The 18,166-nt window shown below is 63.9% G+C and carries 22 protein-coding genes and 1 other RNA gene; 7 read left to right on the plus strand and 16 right to left on the minus strand.

All coding sequences use genetic code 11. From position 1 onward, the window contains the following. Nucleotides 1-47: 47 nt before the first annotated feature. The 10 genes from ACR0CU_RS01735 to ACR0CU_RS01780 all read right to left on the minus strand — a co-directional run bounded on the left by ACR0CU_RS01735 (nucleotide 48) and on the right by ACR0CU_RS01780 (nucleotide 9,168). Nucleotides 48-1,151 carry a glycerate kinase type-2 family protein gene (locus tag ACR0CU_RS01735; protein WP_170444743.1) on the minus strand — a complete coding sequence of 368 codons (1,104 nt, stop codon included), beginning with the start codon at nucleotides 1,149-1,151 and terminating at the stop codon, nucleotides 48-50. Continuing rightward, complete coding sequence (gene dtd / locus ACR0CU_RS01740; protein WP_170436576.1) at nucleotides 1,151-1,588, minus strand: D-aminoacyl-tRNA deacylase; 438 nt, start codon at nucleotides 1,586-1,588, stop codon at nucleotides 1,151-1,153. The genes ACR0CU_RS01735 and dtd overlap by 1 nt, the downstream gene beginning before the upstream one ends. Before the next feature lie 24 nt (nucleotides 1,589-1,612). Next, nucleotides 1,613-2,293: a nitroreductase gene (locus ACR0CU_RS01745; protein ID WP_170369547.1), complete on the minus strand. Its 681-nt coding sequence runs from the start codon at nucleotides 2,291-2,293 to the stop codon at nucleotides 1,613-1,615. 99 nt (nucleotides 2,294-2,392) lie between these two features. After that, the gene (locus tag ACR0CU_RS01750) at nucleotides 2,393-3,508 is read right to left on the minus strand and encodes a TFIIB-type zinc ribbon-containing protein (RefSeq protein ID WP_170444746.1); all 1,116 of its coding nucleotides are present in this window, start codon (nucleotides 3,506-3,508) and stop codon (nucleotides 2,393-2,395) included. Between the two features lie 6 nt (nucleotides 3,509-3,514). Next, entirely contained in the window at nucleotides 3,515-3,832 is a 318-nt protein-coding gene (locus ACR0CU_RS01755; protein WP_170444749.1) for a CPCC family cysteine-rich protein, read from the minus strand. Between the two features lie 9 nt (nucleotides 3,833-3,841). Beyond that, complete coding sequence (locus ACR0CU_RS01760; RefSeq protein WP_480642330.1) at nucleotides 3,842-4,990, minus strand: SPFH domain-containing protein; 1,149 nt, start codon at nucleotides 4,988-4,990, stop codon at nucleotides 3,842-3,844. A gap of 22 nt (nucleotides 4,991-5,012) precedes the next feature. Beyond that, the gene (locus ACR0CU_RS01765) at nucleotides 5,013-5,966 is read right to left on the minus strand and encodes a DUF2927 domain-containing protein (protein WP_170444755.1); all 954 of its coding nucleotides are present in this window, start codon (nucleotides 5,964-5,966) and stop codon (nucleotides 5,013-5,015) included. A 13-nt stretch (nucleotides 5,967-5,979) separates the two neighbouring features. Beyond that, nucleotides 5,980-7,170 carry a toxic anion resistance protein gene (locus ACR0CU_RS01770; RefSeq protein WP_170364697.1) on the minus strand — a complete coding sequence of 397 codons (1,191 nt, stop codon included), beginning with the start codon at nucleotides 7,168-7,170 and terminating at the stop codon, nucleotides 5,980-5,982. Between the two features lie 30 nt (nucleotides 7,171-7,200). Then, the gene (locus ACR0CU_RS01775) at nucleotides 7,201-8,115 is read right to left on the minus strand and encodes a 5-bromo-4-chloroindolyl phosphate hydrolysis family protein (protein ID WP_170444758.1); all 915 of its coding nucleotides are present in this window, start codon (nucleotides 8,113-8,115) and stop codon (nucleotides 7,201-7,203) included. A gap of 177 nt (nucleotides 8,116-8,292) precedes the next feature. Further along, on the minus strand, nucleotides 8,293-9,168 hold the full coding sequence (locus ACR0CU_RS01780) for a pseudouridine synthase (protein ID WP_170444762.1): 876 nt from the start codon (nucleotides 9,166-9,168) through the stop codon (nucleotides 8,293-8,295). On the opposite strand from ACR0CU_RS01780, the gene ACR0CU_RS01785 reads away from it, so the two are divergent. Further along, a complete protein-coding gene (locus ACR0CU_RS01785; RefSeq protein ID WP_170444765.1) occupies nucleotides 9,167-9,634 on the plus strand; it encodes a nucleoside deaminase in 468 nt (155 codons plus the stop codon). The two genes, ACR0CU_RS01780 and ACR0CU_RS01785, sit on opposite strands and share 2 nt — an antisense overlap. A 5-nt stretch (nucleotides 9,635-9,639) precedes the next feature. Here the strand turns inward: ACR0CU_RS01785 and ACR0CU_RS01790 are convergent, their stop codons facing one another. Both ACR0CU_RS01790 and ACR0CU_RS01795 read right to left on the minus strand, forming a co-directional pair. Further along, nucleotides 9,640-10,818 carry a M24 family metallopeptidase gene (locus ACR0CU_RS01790; RefSeq protein ID WP_170444768.1) on the minus strand — a complete coding sequence of 393 codons (1,179 nt, stop codon included), beginning with the start codon at nucleotides 10,816-10,818 and terminating at the stop codon, nucleotides 9,640-9,642. Continuing rightward, nucleotides 10,815-11,507, minus strand: a complete 693-nt coding sequence (locus ACR0CU_RS01795) for a metal-dependent hydrolase (protein WP_005981720.1) — start codon at nucleotides 11,505-11,507, stop codon at nucleotides 10,815-10,817. The genes ACR0CU_RS01790 and ACR0CU_RS01795 overlap by 4 nt, the downstream gene beginning before the upstream one ends. A 57-nt stretch (nucleotides 11,508-11,564) precedes the next feature. Here ACR0CU_RS01795 and ACR0CU_RS01800 point away from each other — a divergent pair, with 57 nt between their 5' ends. After that, nucleotides 11,565-12,251, plus strand: coding sequence for a ceramidase domain-containing protein (locus ACR0CU_RS01800; protein ID WP_170444771.1), 687 nt, complete (start codon nucleotides 11,565-11,567; stop codon nucleotides 12,249-12,251). Here ACR0CU_RS01800 and ACR0CU_RS01805 read toward each other — a convergent pair. From ACR0CU_RS01805 to ACR0CU_RS01815, 3 genes are all read right to left on the minus strand, one after another. Continuing rightward, complete coding sequence (locus ACR0CU_RS01805; RefSeq protein ID WP_480642335.1) at nucleotides 12,211-12,969, minus strand: class I SAM-dependent methyltransferase; 759 nt, start codon at nucleotides 12,967-12,969, stop codon at nucleotides 12,211-12,213. The two genes, ACR0CU_RS01800 and ACR0CU_RS01805, sit on opposite strands and share 41 nt — an antisense overlap. Nucleotides 12,970-12,975: 6 nt before the next feature. Beyond that, nucleotides 12,976-13,539 carry a DUF4202 domain-containing protein gene (locus tag ACR0CU_RS01810; RefSeq protein ID WP_170444778.1) on the minus strand — a complete coding sequence of 188 codons (564 nt, stop codon included), beginning with the start codon at nucleotides 13,537-13,539 and terminating at the stop codon, nucleotides 12,976-12,978. A gap of 201 nt (nucleotides 13,540-13,740) precedes the next feature. After that, on the minus strand, nucleotides 13,741-13,902 hold the full coding sequence (locus ACR0CU_RS01815) for a hypothetical protein (RefSeq protein WP_170444781.1): 162 nt from the start codon (nucleotides 13,900-13,902) through the stop codon (nucleotides 13,741-13,743). 227 nt (nucleotides 13,903-14,129) lie between these two features. Between ACR0CU_RS01815 and gatC the strand changes: the two genes are divergently transcribed. The 5 genes from gatC (at nucleotide 14,130) to rnpB (ending at nucleotide 17,781) form a co-directional block, all read left to right on the plus strand. Continuing rightward, nucleotides 14,130-14,417: an Asp-tRNA(Asn)/Glu-tRNA(Gln) amidotransferase subunit GatC gene (gatC, locus tag ACR0CU_RS01820; RefSeq protein ID WP_005981734.1), complete on the plus strand. Its 288-nt coding sequence runs from the start codon at nucleotides 14,130-14,132 to the stop codon at nucleotides 14,415-14,417. Nucleotides 14,418-14,420: 3 nt separating this feature from the next. Next, nucleotides 14,421-15,908: an Asp-tRNA(Asn)/Glu-tRNA(Gln) amidotransferase subunit GatA gene (gene gatA / locus ACR0CU_RS01825; RefSeq protein ID WP_170368065.1), complete on the plus strand. Its 1,488-nt coding sequence runs from the start codon at nucleotides 14,421-14,423 to the stop codon at nucleotides 15,906-15,908. Nucleotides 15,909-15,948: 40 nt separating this feature from the next. Continuing rightward, entirely contained in the window at nucleotides 15,949-16,647 is a 699-nt protein-coding gene (locus ACR0CU_RS01830; RefSeq protein ID WP_093964748.1) for a hypothetical protein, read from the plus strand. Beyond that, on the plus strand, nucleotides 16,586-17,353 hold the full coding sequence (locus tag ACR0CU_RS01835) for an N-acetylmuramoyl-L-alanine amidase (protein WP_480642337.1): 768 nt from the start codon (nucleotides 16,586-16,588) through the stop codon (nucleotides 17,351-17,353). The genes ACR0CU_RS01830 and ACR0CU_RS01835 overlap by 62 nt, the downstream gene beginning before the upstream one ends. Before the next feature lie 12 nt (nucleotides 17,354-17,365). After that, an RNA gene (rnpB, locus tag ACR0CU_RS01840) (RNase P RNA component class A) lies at nucleotides 17,366-17,781 on the plus strand. A 7-nt stretch (nucleotides 17,782-17,788) separates the two neighbouring features. Here the strand turns inward: rnpB and ACR0CU_RS01845 are convergent. Beyond that, complete coding sequence (locus ACR0CU_RS01845) at nucleotides 17,789-18,121, minus strand: GYD domain-containing protein (protein WP_170340147.1); 333 nt, start codon at nucleotides 18,119-18,121, stop codon at nucleotides 17,789-17,791. Nucleotides 18,122-18,166 lie beyond the last annotated feature (45 nt).

Genomic DNA, 18,166 nt, shown 5'->3' on the forward strand with positions numbered 1-18,166 from the left:
CCAGTCTCAGGCGGTTCGGCGGATGGTGTGCGAGGAAAAGCGTCAATTCATTCCTTCGTTGCGACAAGCAGATCCATGACATTGGTTCCCGTGGGGCCGGTCACCAGCAGAGCGCCGGCTCGCTCAAGGAACGTCCCCGCATCGGCCTCGCGCAAGGCTGGGTCCGCCCCATCGGCCCATGTCGCGCCGGTCACGACACCGCCGGCCGCATCAGTCGGCCCGTCGGTGCCGTCGGTTCCACCGACCACGACACACAGCCCCTCGCATCCTTGAATCTCGCGCGCCAACGCCAGTGCCAGCGCCTGGTTGCGCCCGCCTCGGCCCGGGTTTTCGGGCAGGACGACCGTCGGCTCTCCGCCAAAGATCATCGCGCCCGGCGGCATCTGACGCAGCCGCGCGCCGATATCTGCGGCGACGGACAGATAGTCGTCGTGCAGGGCCTCTTCCTCAACCAAAACGTCCAGACCGGCGGCACGTGCCGCGTCGGCTGCGGCGCAGCGCGCATGGGCGTTCGAGGCAATGATTTCGACACTCGCTTCGAATTGCGGGGCGTTGGGCAAGGCGCCGATGCCCGATCCGATGACGCCGATGTCGTCCCCCGGCACGTCCGAAATGGCCAGGACCGTCGCGCGCGCTCCGCCGAAACCGGTCAGCAGACCGCCGCCCTTGATCCGCGACATCTCGCGCCGGCGGGCGTTCATGGCGGTGATGTCCAGCCCCTCGGACAGCAGCTGCGCGTTCAGCCGCGCCAGATCTTCGAGGGTGGCCCCTGGCACAAGATCCTCGGCCAGCGAAGACGCACCGCCCGAGACCAGCAGCAACAGATGCGTGCCAGGCTCCATGGCCTGAACCGCCGCGCGCATAGCCTGGCCGCCCTTCAGGCTGCGGGCATCGGGCACGGGGTGAGAGGCTTCGATGACCTGCAGATGTGACGGCAGCCCTTCGCCATGGCCGTCTTTCGTGACCACAAGGCCCGGTGTTCTGCCGAAATGATCCTGCGCCGCATTCATCATCGCCGCCGCGGCCTTGCCCACCGCCAGAATCAAATCGGGGCGCGGAACATTAGGCAGTGCCGCCTTGATCGCGCCATAGCCGTCAACGGCGGCAACGCCCGCCTTCCAGATCGTGATCGCCTGATCCTGCATCGTCATCACATGTCCATCCAGATCGTAACCGGGCCGTCATTGACTAGGGACACCGCCATATCCGCTCCGAAAGACCCGGTTTCGGTCGGAACCCCAAGCGCGGCCAGCGCGCGGGCAAAGTGTTCGTACAGGCGTTCACCGGTTGCCGGATCGGCCGCCGCCGCAAATCCGGGCCGGTTCCCGCGCGACGTGTCGGCGGCCAAGGTGAACTGGCTGACCACAAGGGCCGAGCCGCCGATATCCAACACCGACCGGTTTATCTTGCCCGCGTCATCCTTGAAGATCCGCAGCTTGGCAATCTTGGCCGCCAGTTGCTCGGCGTGCGAGTCGTCGTCGCCCTGCATGGCGCAGACCAGCACCAGTAGCCCCGGCCCGCACTGGCCGATGACTTCCCCCTCGACCGAGACCGATGCCTCGGACACCCTTTGTATCAATGCGCGCATGTCGATGTTTTTCTCAAAGTTCGCTTACTCGGTCCAAGCCCCACGCCAGGTGACGAACTCGTCCAGCGTGGCGCGCTCGGTCCGGAATTGGTTAGCCGGATGATCGACATTCGGATAGCCGAAGGAAATCGCGCACAGGATCAGCCGGTCATCGGGGATGTTGAAATAGCGGTGCAGGAACGGCCCATAGGCGGCCACCGCCGCCTGTGGGATCGTGGCGATGCCCAAGGCCTGTGCCGCCAGTGTGAAGGCCGTGACAAACCCGCCGCAATCCATCGCGCCATAGGGGCCGAGTTCCGCCGGGCTGGACAGGATGGCGCAATGCGGGGCGCCGAACAGGTTGAAGTTTTCCATCATCTGCCGGGCCGATCCAGCGCGGTCGCCCTTTTCCACGCCCACGGCCTCGTACAGGGCCCATCCGCAGGCGCGGCGCCGGTCCTGATAGACGCCGGAATAGCCGGTCGGAAAGGGCAGGTCGGGCTGCGCCTGGCCGGTCTCGGCTTCGGCCCGCAAGGCGCTGCGGAACGCATCCGTTTCCGCGCCGCTGGTCACGACCACCTGCCAGGGCTGCGCGTTGCACCAGCTGGGCACTTGGGCGGCGCTGGTCAGAATCTGTTCGATGTCACCCCGCGGCACCGGATCGGACCGGAAGGCGCGGCAGGACTGGCGCGCGGTCAGAAGCGTGTTCAGATCGGCCAGGGTCACGTCGTCCTCTCCTCCGGGGCAGCCGGCGGCAGGATGGGTGAGAAGCCGGGGATGTTCAAGGGGTTCCACAGCAGAGTTTTCGGCGGCGGAGCCCGGCGGTCATTGCTGTCCGGTCGCCACCAGATACCCGATACCGGCTGCCGCCAGCAGGCCCAGGACCACCGCAATCGTGATCTTGATCGCCGACCAGGGCCGTTCGCCCTGCACCTGACCGGTGCGACCGTTGACGACAAAGCGATAGGTCTGGCCGCGATACTTGTAGGCGGCCATCCATACCGGCAGCAGGATGTGCTTGAAGGTCACGTTTCGGATGTCGGTTTCGATCGCGTGGATGCGCTGCCGGTCGCCGCCGATGTCGAAGCGGACGTCACGCTCGATCACGCGGGCCATGTGGCCGCGGGCCTCCTGATAGCCTTGCTGCAGATCGACCGTATAGGCCTCGGCCCGGAACCCGGCCAGGTACTCGGGCTGATAGGGCTCGAGCGCGGGCAGGTCCCAGGGTTGCAGCGCGTCGGTGTATGACTTGGGCAGAGATTGCGAGGCCAGCACCAGAACGTCATCGAAGAACCGGGCCACCCGACCGGATTTCAGTGTCCAGCGCACCTTGGGCACCTGCTGCTGCACGCGCTTGCCGTCACGCATCACCGTCCGGGTTTCGTAATAGACCACGCCCCGTTCGCCGCGATAGGCCGATTTCGTATCGGCGTCGAACGTCCAGTAGGGCACATAGATGCCCTGCATCCTGCGGCCTTTGCGGGCATAGTCCTTTAGCCCGTTCGGCGCGAACCACAGCCGCCCCAGCCAGTCGCTCATGGCCTTGTGCGCGGCGCGTTCGTCCAGCGCAAAGGGCAGAACGCCGCGCGGTTTGATGTGCCGGTTCACGCCGGTATCGGTCACCACCGGGGTGGCGCAGAACGGGCATTCCGCGGCGTGGGTGTTGGGGTCGAACTCGACCTGCGCCGCGCAGTTGGGGCAGGTCAGAACCCGCGTCTCTTCGATCTCGCTGTCGGGCAAGCGGTCGGCGATGGCGGCGTCGAAGTCCAGTTCGCGCAGGCTGGCGCCGCCCCAGGGGCCAGCCCCGATCGGTTCGGAATGGCCGCAATGGTCACAGGTCAGCGTGCCGGATTGCGGGTCGAACCGATAGTCCGCGCCGCAATTGTCACATGGAAAACGATGTTCCGCAGAACCGGGTGGCGGAGCAGGGGGCTGTGTCATGGGTGGTCACGTGTCGAGGGGAAAGTGAAGATAGGCTGCGCGCTGCTCCTCAGGCAGGACATGCGGCAGCATCGCCGCTTCGCAGGCCCCGATCGCCCTGAAATTCTCGCGCGCCTCGGCCAGCGTCAGGCCGTGATTGGCGGCAGAGGGCTCGCGGGGGTTCTTGTCGTACAGAATGTCCTCGTCCTCCCAAAAGCAGATCGCGCAGATCAAGTAGGCCCCGCGCTTGGCCAAGGTGACATAACCGCAGCACGGGCAGATGAATTGCGGCGGCTGCGGCGCTTTGCGCCCGCCTGTATTCGAGCGTTTCCGCGATGCGGGCATGCCGATGCCTCACGCCCCGGGCGGCGGAGGCGGCAGGATCGTGAACAGCTGCGCGAGTTCCTGCACCTCGCCCGCTTTCTTCCAGCCGTCCTGACCGGGCGTCCACACGAAAGTGTCCCGCGTAATTTCTCCCTCGCTGGCCATGCGGCCCATCTTGGCCTTCGAGAACGGGCCGCTGGTCTGACCATCCACCGCGATATGCCACACATGCTCGACCGGCGGCGGGGGCGGCGGGGCCGCATGCGCTGATGGTTGCGAGGCAGCGGGCGCGGGCGCGCCCCACGGGCCAGACGGCTGACCCGCTGCCATGTTCGACATCTGGTTCGCCATCGCCATCCCCATGCCCATACCAAGGCCGGCACCCATGCCACCGCCACCGCTTGGGTTGCTGGCGGCCGCCGTCATCGCCTCGGCCGCTGAATACTGGGTGAATTTGCCCAGATCCCCCGCCAGCCCCATCGAGGTACGCTTGTCCAGCGCCGCCTCGACCGCCGGCGGCAGCGAGATGTTCTCGATGTAGAATTCCGGCATCTCGAGGCCGTAGCCGTCCAGCACGGGCGAGACCTCGGCTGCGATCAGCTTGCCCAGATCGGCGGTGTTGGCGGCCATGTCCAGAACCGGAATGCCCGAGCCTGCGATGACCCGGCTGAATTCCTGCACGATGATGTTGCGGATCTGAAAGCTGATCTCGTCCATGGTGAATTCGCCATCGGTGCCGACGATCTCGACCAGGAAACGGGCCGGGTCCTTGACCCGGATCGTGTAGGTGCCATAGGCGCGGATCCGGGTCGGGCCGAATTCCGGGTCGCGCAGCATGATCGGGTTCTTGGTGCCCCATTTCAGGTCGTTGAACCGGGTCGTGTTGACGAAGTAGATCTCGGACTTGAACGGCGACTGGAACCCGTGATCCCAGTGCTGCAGCGTCGTCATGATCGGCATGTTGTTAGTCTCAAGCATGTAGAGGCCGGGCGTGAACACGTCGGCCAGCTGGCCTTCGTGCACGAATACGGCCGCCTGGCCCTCGCGCACGGTCAGCTTGGCGCCATACTTGATCTCGTGGCCTTCGCGCTCGAACCGCCAGACCATCGTGTCGCGGGTGTCGTCCACCCAATGAATGACATCAATGAATTCTCCGGTCAGAAAATCGAAAATTCCCATCTGGGTTCTCCTGTCATCGGGGTCAGAGCGACTGCCCCATCAATTCACGGGCGATGATCCGTACCACCGGCGCGGCCTCTTGCGCGGTCATGCCGGGTTTCAGGCGCGGATCATACAACATCGTCAGCAGCTTTTCGTCATGGCTGGTCAGCAGGGCGAATTCGTCATCATCGTTGAAGATCGACGGCCGTGCCCGGGGGCTGTCATTGGGCAGGCCCAGCCCCTGGGCGATTTCCTCGTGGATGCAGCTCAGCCGCATCAAGTCGGGGTGCTCGGCCCGCACCAACGCAACCGCACCAGTATAGGTGTTCGGTGCCCCGTTCGACGCCGAGGCGAAGACAAAGCAATAGAACGAGCGCGGTAAATCCTGAAACAGGTTCAACTGAGCCTGTCCGATACTGGGAAACAACTGGCGCAGTCGCGTTTGCACGAATTCCGTATCGTCATCGCCGGCGACGAAGACATGGAAGTTCGCGTTTCTGGTTACGGTCGAGATCGGGTGGCCAGTCAAGGACGACATGCGTTCGGTATAGGCCCGGATCTGTGCCTTGTCGGCCGCACGTTGGTCTGGCGATACTGACGGCCCGAACTCTGCCTGTATTCGGACTGGGCCAGACCAGCGGCTTAGCCTTCCGCTGGTACGTTGGCTGCTGCCAGATACGGCGGCGCCGGGATACTCGCTGTAGAACGCGATGGCTTCGAAATTCCGCGCCAAATCATCCGCATCAAACGGGGTGTCCGGCCCGCCACCGTCTGTACGCATCAGACCACGGGTCAACAGGTCGCGCTCGACGCGCTGATAATATCGCGCCAGATCCCGGCTTGCGGCCGAAGGTTCGACATAAGCATTGGCCGATTGCGGCTGGGACGGGCGCGCCTGCGGGGCAATCGAGGACTCGAGCGCGTCATCGCAATTGGCCAAGATCAGCAATGCAGCTGCCCCCAACCCGTGCCCTAGAAATCTCCGAAGCCGCACCTGCGATCTCTCCTCAGCCCGGAACGGCGGTTCCGGCCGTGTCGCCCAGCCCGTCTTTCCTGGCCTTGGCCGAAGCCAAGGTGTCCCGCAGTTCGGCTTCCATCTTCTTCAGCTCTTCTTCTGCGGCGGCGCGGCGGGCCTTGCCCTCGTCGGCGATGGCGAGGCTTTCATTGATCGTGCCGATCAGATCCTCGTTGGCCTTCTTGACCGCTTCGATGTCGAACACGCCACGCTCCATTTCCTCGCGGATCATCTTGTTCGACTGGCGCAGGTTCGCGGCGTTCGAGGTCAGCAGCTCGTTCGTCAGATCGTTGGCGTCGCGCACGGCGGCGGCGGCCTCGGCGCTGCGCTGGATGGTGACCGCCTGCGCCAGCTGGGTTTCCCACAGCGGCACGGTGTTCACCAGCGTCGAGTTGATCTTGGTCACCAGCGACTTGTCGTTTTCCTGAACCAGCCGGATCGAGGGCAGCGATTGCATCGTCACTTGTCGCGTCAGCTTCAGGTCATGCACACGCCGTTCCAGATCGTCGCGGGCGGCCCGCAGGTCGCGCAGTTCCTGCGCCTTCATCACCTGCTGATCTTCCGGGGCGGCCTGCACCTCGGCCTCTTTCTCGGGGATGTCATGGCTGTCCAGTTCGGTTAGCTTCTCTTCGCCGGCCGCGATGTACAGCGCCAGTTCATCATAGAAATCCAGCGTCTTTTCATACAGCAGATCCAGAGACTTGATGTCCTTCAGAAGCGTGTGTTCATGCGACAGAAGGTTGTCGGTGATCCGGTCGATCTGATCCTGCACCTCTTCGTAGCGCGCGGTGAACTTGGCGAAAGGCGCGGCGCGGCCCAGCAGTTTCTCCCACCAGCTGCGTTCGCGGCGCACGTCCAGTTCGGAAACCGAAAAGCCGCGGATCGTGGTGACGATGTCGCGCAGGCTGTCACCGGCGGGGCCGACATCCTTGTTGCGCACGTCAGCCAGCATGGCCTGGCTGATTTCCTGCAGCTCGGCCTGCGCAGCCGATCCAAAAGCAACGATCGAGTTGGTGTCGCCCATGTCGATTTCGGACATGCGCTTGCGGATTTCGGCGCCCACCGGTTCGTCGGCCTCTTCCAACGGCACGATCTCGGAACTCGGCTCGGGCAATGAAACAGCTGCAACTTCCTGAACCAGCGTTTCGGCCTCGGCCGCCTTTTTCTTGATTTCGTCAGACATGAGAAGCTTCCCTGTTCTTGGTTTGGCCGGTCAGTCGAGCCGGACGCCTTCGCGCTGCAGTCGTTCACGCAGCACGTCGATTTCGACCGTCAGATCACTGCGGTCATCCAATAGCATCTTTCGGGTGCGAGCCGAGAAATTCTGCTCGAGGTCGTCCAGCAGCGCCGAGTAATCGGACAGAGCCTGCGTGTCGCGGGTGCGCGCATAGACATCGGCAAACTTGATCGTCGCATCGCGGGCGCCCTGCAGATAGACGGTCAGGTATTTGCGGGCACCGGCCAGATCGCGCGGGTCCTCCTCGACCGTGCGGAACAGATCGCGAGCGGTGGTCTGAAACCGCTCGACCCGGGCTTCGATCCTGCGGTCCCCGGCCCGTTTGATGGCATCCGTCATTTGGTTCAGATGGGCTTCGGCATCTTCGACCACGCGGGCGACCCGGTCCTGTTGATAGGTGTCCACACCTTCCATGCCTTTGTTTTTCATCGGGTCGAGCCCGAAGGCGACGGAATGCAGGGCCGTTGCCACGCCGCCGAACAAGACCGGCGCCAGCAGGCTGACCTGGCTGGCGGTCTCGGCATCCAGATAGTCGTTGCGATAAGCGGCCAGACCCACCCCCAGCCCGGTCAACACCGACGAAAATATCTTGCGGGGAAAGGCGGGGCGGCGCGCGGTGCGACGTGCGTTGTAGGCATCCTCGGCCTTCAGCCCTTCGCGCAGCAGAAAGGCCGCAGCGGTCAGAATGCCGGCCGCGACCAATCCAAGGGTCATCCCGATCGCGCCGTCGTTGAGCGACAGAAAGACCAGCGGGATCGCCGGAACGAACATCACATTGGCGCGTGCGCCGACCGGGTTCACCCGGGCACCATCGTATTGCCCGCGCGGGGCGGGCGCGTCGGTGTCGGATTGGCCGTCGGGGCTGAATTTTCCGCCGTATCGCTTGGCCATGGCGTCAGAGCCCCCCAAGCCAACCGGTGCAGACGCCGAACAACAGCACCAGCAGGGCCGCGTAGGCCATTTTTTGCACTCCGGTCCCGGACATGACGTCCTCCAACTGCGGTTGTCCCCTTGAAAACCTAGGGGATCAAGGGGCTTGGCGCTAGGGGGAAGGTTCGATAACCCGCGTCAATTGCGTGATTTCTTGCCGACCGGCCTACGGGATCTTTGGGGGCGGCTTGGGCGTTTTGCAGCAGCCGGTGGGGTTTCGGGTTCCAGACCCAACTGGTCGCGCAGAACGCGGCGGCGGATTTCCTCGACCTCGCCGGGTTTGAGGTTGCCCAGCTGGAACGGTCCGTAGGACACGCGCAACAGCCGGTTCACGCTAAAGCCGATGTCTTCGATCGCGCGGCGGATTTCCCGGTTCTTGCCCTCGCGCAGTCCGATCGTCAGCCATGCATTCGCGCCTTGCTGGCGGTCCAGCGTCACGGTCATGGGCTGAAACTTTTCGCCCTCGATCACAAGACCTTGACGCAGGGGGGCAAAATCCTCGTCCTTGGGGCGGCCGTTGATCCGAACCCGGTACTTGCGCAGCCAGCCGGTCGAGGGCAGCTCGAGCTTGCGCTTGATACCCCCGTCATTGGTCAGCAGCAGCAGGCCCTCGGAATTCAGGTCCAGCCGGCCGACGCTCATGACGCGGGGCATGCCCTCGGGCAGATTGTCGAAGATCGTAGGGCGGCCCTTTTCGTCGCGGTTCGTGGTCACAAGGCCGGTTGGCTTGTGATACAGCCAAAGACGCGCGGGTTCGGGCTCGGCCACGGGCTTGCCGTCGACGGTGATCCTGTCGCTGGGCGTGACGTTCAGCGCCGGGCTGTCGATGGTCTTGCCGTTCACGGTCACGCGGCCCGCTTCGATCATGCGTTCGGCCTCGCGGCGCGAGGCGATGCCGGCGCGGGCCAGCACTTTGGCGATCCGGTCGCCGGGAGGAGGGGTGTTGCTCATGCCTTGCGCATAGCGCATCGGCGCGGCTTGCGAAAGGTGGGTTTCTGGGGCAGTCAGGGGCATGGTCTTCAGAACGCATATGGACAAGGCGCTGGAACAGGCGCGCGCGGCGGGTGATCGGGGCGAGGTTCCGGTGGGCGCGGTGATCATGTCGCCCGATGGGCGGATCATCGCGGCGGACGGCAACCGTACGCGCGAGTTGCATGACCCGACCGCGCATGCCGAGATCCTGGCCCTGCGCGCCGCCTGCAGGGCTGTCGGGTCCGAGCGGCTGACGGGGCATGACCTGTATGTCACGCTGGAGCCTTGCGCCATGTGCGCCGCGGCGCTGGCGGCGGCGCGGATCCGGCGGATCTACTACGGGGCCGCCGATCCGAAATCGGGCGGGGTGGCGCATGGGGCGCGGGTGTTCTCGCACCCTCAGGCGCATCACAGGCCGGAGGTCTATGACGGCATCGCTGCCGAGGACTGCGCCCGGTTGCTGCGCGATTTCTTTGCCGCGCAGCGCAGTGACGGATCCAAGGTCTGAGGCGCTCAGGCCGGTTTCACGACCAGTTCGCAGGGGATGTCGGCCAAGGGTTGCCCGCCCGTCGGCGTGACCACGAAGGTTTCGGTGATGGCCAACCCCCAATCGGGGGTCCACAGACCCGGCATCAGGTGAAAGGTCATGTTGTCCTGCAGAACGGTGCTGTCGCCGGGACGCAGGCTCATGGTGCGCTCGCCCCAATCGGGCGGATAGCTCAGGCCCACCGGATAGCCCGTGCGATTGCCTTTGACATAGCCGGCCCGGGCAAAGCTGTCATAGACGCAGGCGGCGACCTCTTCGCAGGTGGCGCCGGGGCGGGCGGCGGCCAGCGTGTCCTCGATCGCGATGAGAATCGCGGTTTCCGCGCGCCGGATATCGGCAGGCGGGTCACCCAGAAACAGGCTGCGGCTGGCCGGACAGTGATAGCGGCGGTGGCAGCCCGAGATCTCGAAATAGGTCGCCTCGCCCGGTGTCAGCGGACGGTCGTTCCAGGTGATGTGCGAGGCCGAGGCCTCGGCCCCCGAGGGCGCGATGGGCGCGATCGCGGGATAGTCGCCCGCAAGCCCCGGAAGCCCCGCGATGCCCGCCGCCTGAACCTCGGCCACGAGCACGTTCTTGGGAAGCCCGGCGCGGAACCCGTCGCGCAGCACCGCGTGCATATGCGCGGTCAACTGCCCGGCCTTGCGCATCAAGGCGATCTCGGCCTCGCTTTTGACCGCACGCTGCCAGTTCACCAACCCGGTCGCGTCGACCAGCGCATCCCGGCCGAACGCGGTCTCAAGGATCCGGTGGCTGGCGGCCGAGTAGTAATAATTGTCCATCTCGACACCCAGATGGGTCGTCCAGCCGTGGTCGCGCAGCAGCGATGCCAGCGACTCGACCGGGTGATGGTCGGGGTGCTGCACATGTTCTTCGGGCCAGTCGAACAGGTTGTCCGGGTCCAGCCAGGTGGTCTGCGCCGCGCCGGGCTTGTCCTGCGTCCGGCCCCACCACAGGGGCGCGCCGTCGCGTGGGACGATCACCATCTGCGGGACGTAGAAGCTCCAGCCGTCATAGCCCGTCAGCCAGGCCATGTTCGACGGGTCCGCAACCAGCAGGGTCTCGACGCCCCGCTGGGCCATCGCGGACCGGGTCTTGGCCAGCCGCGCCGCGTACTCTTCCGCCGAGAAGGCCAGCGCGGGTGTCAAAGCTCGATCTCCTGCAGGACCTCGGGCTCGATGACGGTCACGCCCGGCAGCCCATCCGCGAGGTCCTTGGCGGATTGTTCCAGGATCGGGAAAGTCCGGTAGTGGCAGGGAATCACCGTTTTGAAGTCGAAATACCGCCGGGCGGCATAGGCGGCGGCTTTCATGTCCATCGTGAAATAGCCGCCCGCCGACAGGATGCCGATATCGGGTTTGTAATAGTCACCGATCCACTCCATGTCTGCCATGATCGTGGTGTCGCCCGAGACATAGACCGTGTGACCATCGGCTGACAGGATGAACCCCACCTCGGACCCGCCGGCGCGCGGGCCATCGGGTGTGGCGAAGGTCGAGCTGTGCGAGGCCGGCACCATGTCGACCTTGACCCCGTTCAGATCGACCCGGCCGCCCTTGTTGAAGCCGATGGTCTCGATCCCTTCGGCCTCGGCCCAATGCGCCATGACGTCGTATTGGCCCACGACGGGAATGTTCAGGCGTTTGGCCAGCGGCAGGACGTCGGCGACGTGGTCGAAATGTGCGTGGGTCAGCAGGATATGCGTGGCACCTTGCACGGCGGCCTCGTGCTGATCCTCGGGCAGCATCGGGTTCCCGCTCAGCCAGGGGTCGATCAGCAGGACCTGTCCTGCCGCGTGAATTCGGAAGCTGCCATGCCCCAACCAGATGATTTTCATGAAAGACCCTCCTGAAACCGGTTTAGGGTCAGCCTAGCATCGGCTATGTAAAAATCCATGGACTGGATGCGAGAAATCGACGGCTATTGCGAGCGCCTGTCGCCGGCCTATTGGGCCGAACCCGTAAACGCCGTGACCAACGCGGCCTTTCTGCTGGCGGCATGGGTGACGTGGCGGCGGGTGCGGGGGCAGGGTCTGCCCTTGGCCAACCTGCTGGTCGCCATTCTGGCGGTGATCGGTATTGGCAGCTTTCTGTTTCATACCCATGCGCAGGTCTGGGCCGCGCTGGCGGATACGACGCCGATCTTGCTGTTCATCCTGGTCTATATCTTCGCGGTGAACCGGGACATTTGGCAGCTATCCACGCCGAAGGCGGCGGGGCTGACGGCCTTGTTCATCCCCTATGCGGCGCTGACCATTCCGGTGTTTCAACTGCTTCCCGGGCTGGGTGGGTCGGCCGCGTATGCTCCAGTGCCTTTATTGATCCTGATCTATGCGTACCTTTTGCGCGTGCGCAGGCCGCAAGTGGCACAGGATCTGGCGCTCGGGGCTGTGATCCTGATTGCGTCGATCACTTTTCGCGCGCTTGATGCCCCGCTTTGCGCCCGCATCCCGATGGGAATGCATTTCATGTGGCACATCCTGAACGCCACCATGCTGGGCTGGATGATCGAGGTTTATCGCCGGGCCATGACGGATGCGGTCAGTCCGGCAGACGCCGCGCCAGATAAAACCCATAGCTGACATAGTCGGAATAGGTTTCATACAAAGCGATCTCGGCCTGTTCGGCATCGACAATGGCTGCGGCCTGCTCGGAATGGCCATGCCGGTCGAGGAAGGCAGGGAAGCTGCGTTTCAGGGGGAGGTAGTAGTTCTCCATCCAGCAGTCGGTGCCCAGCGGGAAATAGCCGACGGGTTCATAACCGGCGGTCTCGATCTGGCGGATCTTCTGTCCGGCGGTCGCAACTTCGGGATAGGCGGCATCCCAGTGCCGTGTCAGCGGTTCGGGGCGTCGATCGGTCAGCCAGGTCAGCTCGGACACAGCCAGGACCCCGCCGGGTTTCAGGAACCGACGCCAGGCGTTCAGACCGTTCTCGAACCCCATGTTGTAGATCGCGCCTTCCGACCAGATCACGTCAAGGCTGGCATCGTCGAAGGGCAGGTCCTCCATCGACGCCTCAAGGGTGTGAATGCGGGCCGCCAGACCCAAGTCCTGTGCACGCCTGTTTAACTCGGCCAGAAACTCCGACAGGAAATCCACTGCCGTCACCGATGCGCCCAGATGGCGCGCAAGGCAGAAGGCCGCAGCGCCGGTTCCGCAGCCAATATCGGCGATCTTCAGTCCGGGATCGGCGTGTACGCCCGCCAGCGTCAGCGCCAGTTGCGTTGCCGCGTCGCTGCCGGGGCCTTGCCGGTCGTTGGGCAGGTGCAGGTCGATCAACAGCTGCATGTCATCAGTCATGACCCGTCAATCCTTGAAGGCGCTGGCCAGGTCTTCGGGTAGGTCGAACTCGTCCAGCACGCGTCGGCGCGCCTCGACCGACATCTTGCGGGCGGTCTTTTCGACGATGCGCTGGATCTTTTCGTCCGAGTGTTTCGTGGCGAAGGGCGCAAAATACCATTTCAGAAAGACAAAGCAGATCACGTCCTCCAGCGCCTGAACGTCGTCGTCGCGCTTGATGCCCTGTTTGCGCAACATGCGACGGGCGGCGTCGATCTCGGCCTGATCGTACCCGGCCTCGGACATCAGCTCGGCCACGACCTGCGCGTGATGCTCGGCCTGGGCTTTGCGCCAGGCCAGATAGCCCGCGCGCCCTTCAGGATAGGCCGAGCGGGCCAGCTTCCAGCGCTCGACATGCTGGCCGCGGGCGGCGATCTGCAACGGCTCGGAGGCGTCGGGGAACAGCCGGTCCAACTCGGCGCTCATCCGTTCGCCATAAAGCAGCGCGGCGGGGCGGCCGTCTTCCTGGGTGGGATCGGCCGAATTGGCCGTATCAATTGCATCCAGAACCTTCTGCTTGCGCTCTGTCATGGCATCTCCTGCTTTGGCAACGGCACCTAGGGACAATCGGTCATGCTGACCTGAAACTCTTGAGTGAATGAACGATAGAGCACCGTGCTTCAACAAAAAAGCGCCGACCCATTCAGGGCCGGCGGCGCCACGAGGGCAGGTGCAGGATCGGGGCGGAAAAAGGGGGGAGAACCGGCCCGATCCAACAGGGAAGCGGTAGGGTTAGTTGCGGAGCGAAGATTTCTCCTGGCTCACCTGGTCCGAGGGGTGCTGATCGGGGAAGATCAGCGTCGGTGTCAGGTCGCCCATGGGAACCCCCAGCGCGAGGGCCGGCGCGGCAGCGGTTGTCAGAACAACGGACACAGCAATCAACATGCGTTTCATGATTATTCTCCGGACTGAACTGTTTCGTTCAGTACATAAAGTAACTTTTTGCGTCGGCTTCAATCGTCAAAGTGAACTAATCCGTTTACTTTTTTGCATAGCGGGTATTCAAAATTGTTTGGCTTGGCGGCAACCGCGTGGGCTTTGGACAAATCGCTGTGGCTCAGTGGTCTTGCGACTGCTGCATCAGACGGGTAAATGCCCCTGTGACGCATATGAGGTTTCCCATGTCGATTGACCAAAGCACCGCCGCCAAGGTGGCCAAACTGGCCCGGATCAAGGTCGAGGATGACGCGTTGCCCGCGCTGGCCTCGGAATTCAATACGATCCTGGGGTTCATCGAACAGCTGAACGAAGTTGACGTCGAAGGGGTCGAGCCGATGGTCTCGGTGACGCCGATGCGGCTGAAGCGGCGCGAGGACGTGGTGACCGACGGGAACATGCAGGACAAGATCCTGTCCAACGCCCCCGACGCGCGCGAGGGCTTTTTCGCGGTTCCCAAGGTGGTGGAGTAAGACATGTCCGATCTGAACAAACTGAGCCTTGCCGAGGCCCGCGACGCCCTGCGCAACAGAGATGTGACCTCGGTCGAGCTGACCGAGGCCTGCCTGAAGGCGATCGACGCAGCCGATGTCCTGAACGCTTTCGTGCACAAGACCCCGGAAATCGCGCTGGAGCGTGCGAAGGCCGCAGACGAGCGGATCAAGGCGGGCGACGCGCCTGCCATGTGTGGCCTTCCGATCGGCATCAAGGATCTGTTCTGCACCAAAGGCGTTCCCTCGCAGGCTGCGTCCAAGATTCTGGACGGGTTCAAGCCCGAATACGAATCCACCGTCTCGCAGCAACTGGCCGATGCGGGCGCGGTGATGCTGGGCAAGCTGAACATGGACGAGTTCGCCATGGGTTCGTCCAACGAAACCTCGGTCTATGGCAATGCGGTGAACCCTTGGCGGCGCGGCAACGATGACGCGCAGCTGACCCCGGGCGGTTCCTCGGGTGGTTCGGCGTCTGCCGTCGCAGCCGATCTGTGCCTGGCAGCGACCGGAACCGACACCGGTGGCTCGATCCGGCAGCCCGCCGCCTTTACCGGAATCACCGGCATCAAGCCGACCTACGGCCGTTGCTCGCGCTGGGGCATCGTGGCCTTTGCGTCCTCGCTGGATCAGGCCGGGCCGATGACCAAGAACGTGCGCGATGCGGCCATCATGCTTGAGGCGATGTGCGGGCACGACCCGAAGGACTCGACCAGCGCAGAATTGGCTGTTCCGAATTTTGAGGCCATGCTGACCGGAGACATCAAGGGCAAGAAAATCGGCATTCCAAAGGAATACCGGATGGATGGCATGCCCGCCGAGATCGAAAAGCTCTGGGCCGATGGGGCCGAAATGCTGCGTGATGCGGGGGCCGAGATCGTCGACATCTCGCTGCCGCACACCAAATACGCGCTGCCCGCCTATTACGTGATCGCGCCGGCCGAGGCGTCGTCGAACCTGGCGCGCTATGACGGCGTGCGCTATGGCCGCCGTGCGCAGCTGGCGCAGGGCGACGGCATCACCGAGATGTATGAAAAGACCCGCGCCGAAGGTTTTGGCCACGAGGTGCAGCGCCGCGTCATGGTCGGCACATACGTTCTGTCGGCCGGTTTCTATGACGCCTATTACAACCGCGCGCGCAAGGTGCGGACCCTGATCAAGAAAGACTTCGAGGATGTCTTTGCCGCAGGCGTCGATGCGATCCTGACACCGGCGACACCTTCGGCGGCGTTCGGTCTGGGCGAAATGACCGAGGCTGACCCGGTGCAGATGTATCTGAACGACGTGTTCACCGTGACCGTCAACCTCGCGGGTCTTCCGGGTATCTCGGTTCCCGCCGGTCTTGACGGGCAGGGCTTGCCGCTGGGGCTGCAGCTGATCGGTCGTCCGTGGGAAGAAGGTGACCTTCTGAATACCGCCTACGCTCTCGAGAATGCCGCCGGGTTTGTGGCCAAGCCGGGCAAATGGTGGTAACCCTCAGGCAGCGGTAACAACGCGAGGACGGAGCAGTTCCATGCGCAAAATGCTTCTCATTCCGGCCTTCGGGTTCGTCGCGGCTTGCGATACCGTGGCACCAGTCACGGACTCCGGCTTCAATACGCCGCAGTATCAGGCCGAACGCGAGGCGCAGCTGGCCGGGCAGGGCGCAGCAGGCAACCCGCTGCTGCCTCCCCCGGCCATTTCGCAGGAGCAGTTGAATGCCGAAGCCGGTCCTGCCCCCTTCACGACGGGCGACAGCGCCACGGACATTGCCAACCAGACCGCGGCGGCATTGGCGAGCACATCGGCGCAGCCGACTGCACCGGTGGCCGTAAGCTCAAACGGCATTTCGAACGAGCAGGATTTCGCAGCGGTTTCAAGCAGCCGCAGCATCCAGGATGATGCCGCGCTGATTCAGCAGAACCGTCAGACATACGAGGTTGTCGCGCCGACGGCGGTTCCTCAGCGCGGGTCGGACGGACAGCCCAATATCGTCCAATATGCTCTGACTACGACCAATCCAGTTGGAACACAGCTCTACAGCCGAGCTGGGTTCAATTTGCAGGCCAAGGCACAACGCAACTGCGCAGGCTACGCATCGCCCGACCAGGCTCAGATCGATTTCCTGGCCAATGGAGGCCCCCAGCGCGACCGCAAGGGCCTGGACCCGGATGGCGACGGATTTGCCTGCGGCTGGGACCCCAGCCCGTTCCGCAGTGCCGTCGGCAACTGAACTCTCGCCGATCTGGCACCCATCCCCCAATTTCGGCTCCCGCCGGGATGGGTTGAAGCCGTCGCTGGTGGTGCTTCACTACACCGCGATGAACAGCGCTCAAGCCGCGCTCGAGCGTTTGTGCGACCCGGCCACCGAGGTATCGGCCCACTATCTGATCGGCTGCGACGGAACGCTCTGGCAGATGGTCCGTGAGGAAGATCGCGCCTGGCACGCCGGTGCAGGTGCGTGGCGGGGGTTCAGCGACATCAATTCCCGCTCCATCGGGATCGAACTCGACAATCGCGGCGATCATCCTTTCTCCGAACCGCAGGTGGCGGTGCTGGAAAACCTGCTTTCACATCTGCAAGAGCGGTTGGGGATCCAGCCATGGAACGTTATCGCCCATTCGGACATGGCCCCCGAGCGAAAGTTTGATCCCGGTCCCAAGCTTGATTGGGATCGCCTCGCGCACCAGAAACTGGCGGCCGGGCCGGCCGTTCTGAAGGGTATATGCCTTGAAGAAATGCCGCCAGACGACGAATACTTTGCGTTGGTTGCGATGAGGGCCGGGTATCCCAAAGCCCCTATAGCTGATCTGCTGAAAGCGTTCCGAAGCCGGTTTGCCCCGTGGCGGCGCGGGCCCCTGTCCAAGAAGGATATGGGCGACATCGAACGACTGGCTGCTTTGATGGAACACCTTGACGGTATTCGGGTGGACGTTTAACCCGACAACCGCGCGGAGGGCCGGATGGCCGCTGGGGCTCAGGCCCGAGAGGAAAGTCCGGACTCCACAAGGCAACGGTGCCGGGTAACGCCCGGGCGGGGAAACCCGACGGAAAGCGCCACAGAAAACAGACCGCTATGACGGATCGGAGGTTCGCCTCTGGCAACTCATGGCAAGGGTGAAACGGTGGAGTAAGAGCCCACCGCGCCGCTGGCAACAGCGGCGGCACGGCAAGCCCCACCGGGAGCAATGCCGAATAGGGTCCCCGCGCGGGCCGGTCGGCGTCAGCCGATACCGCCGCTAGGCTCGCCTTGGCCGAGAGGGACCGGGTTGGCAGCTCGAGCCGCGCAGCAATGCTCGGCCTAGAGGAATGGTCATCGAAGGGGGCAACCCCGGAACAGGATCCGGCTTACAGGCCCTCCGCGCGTATTTTCTTCATCCTCCGGGCGGCGTGTAGGCCGCGACCAGTTTCGCGGCTTTCTCGGTGATGGCAACAAATTCGTCGGCCGACCAGGCCCGAACCGTCTCGACCCGCGAAACCGCCCCCGAAGCCGCAACGGCCATACCGACTGCCACGGCATCCGTTCCGTCCGGAGCTTCGCTGATGACCACCACGTCATTGCTTCCGGTCGTCACGTAGAACGCCAGCAGTTTGCCGCCAACCTTCTCCAGCAGCGCCGCCACCGGCCCGGTGCGGTTTTCCGGTTTCTTCAGCATCCCTTTGACACCGGCGTTGGAATAAGAGGCATAAGTGATGAAGACAGGCATGACGATCTCCTCGTGAACGAAATGTGCAGAGCGCTCCAATTGGCC

This window comes from Ruegeria sp. BC2 (genome assembly GCF_056539245.1).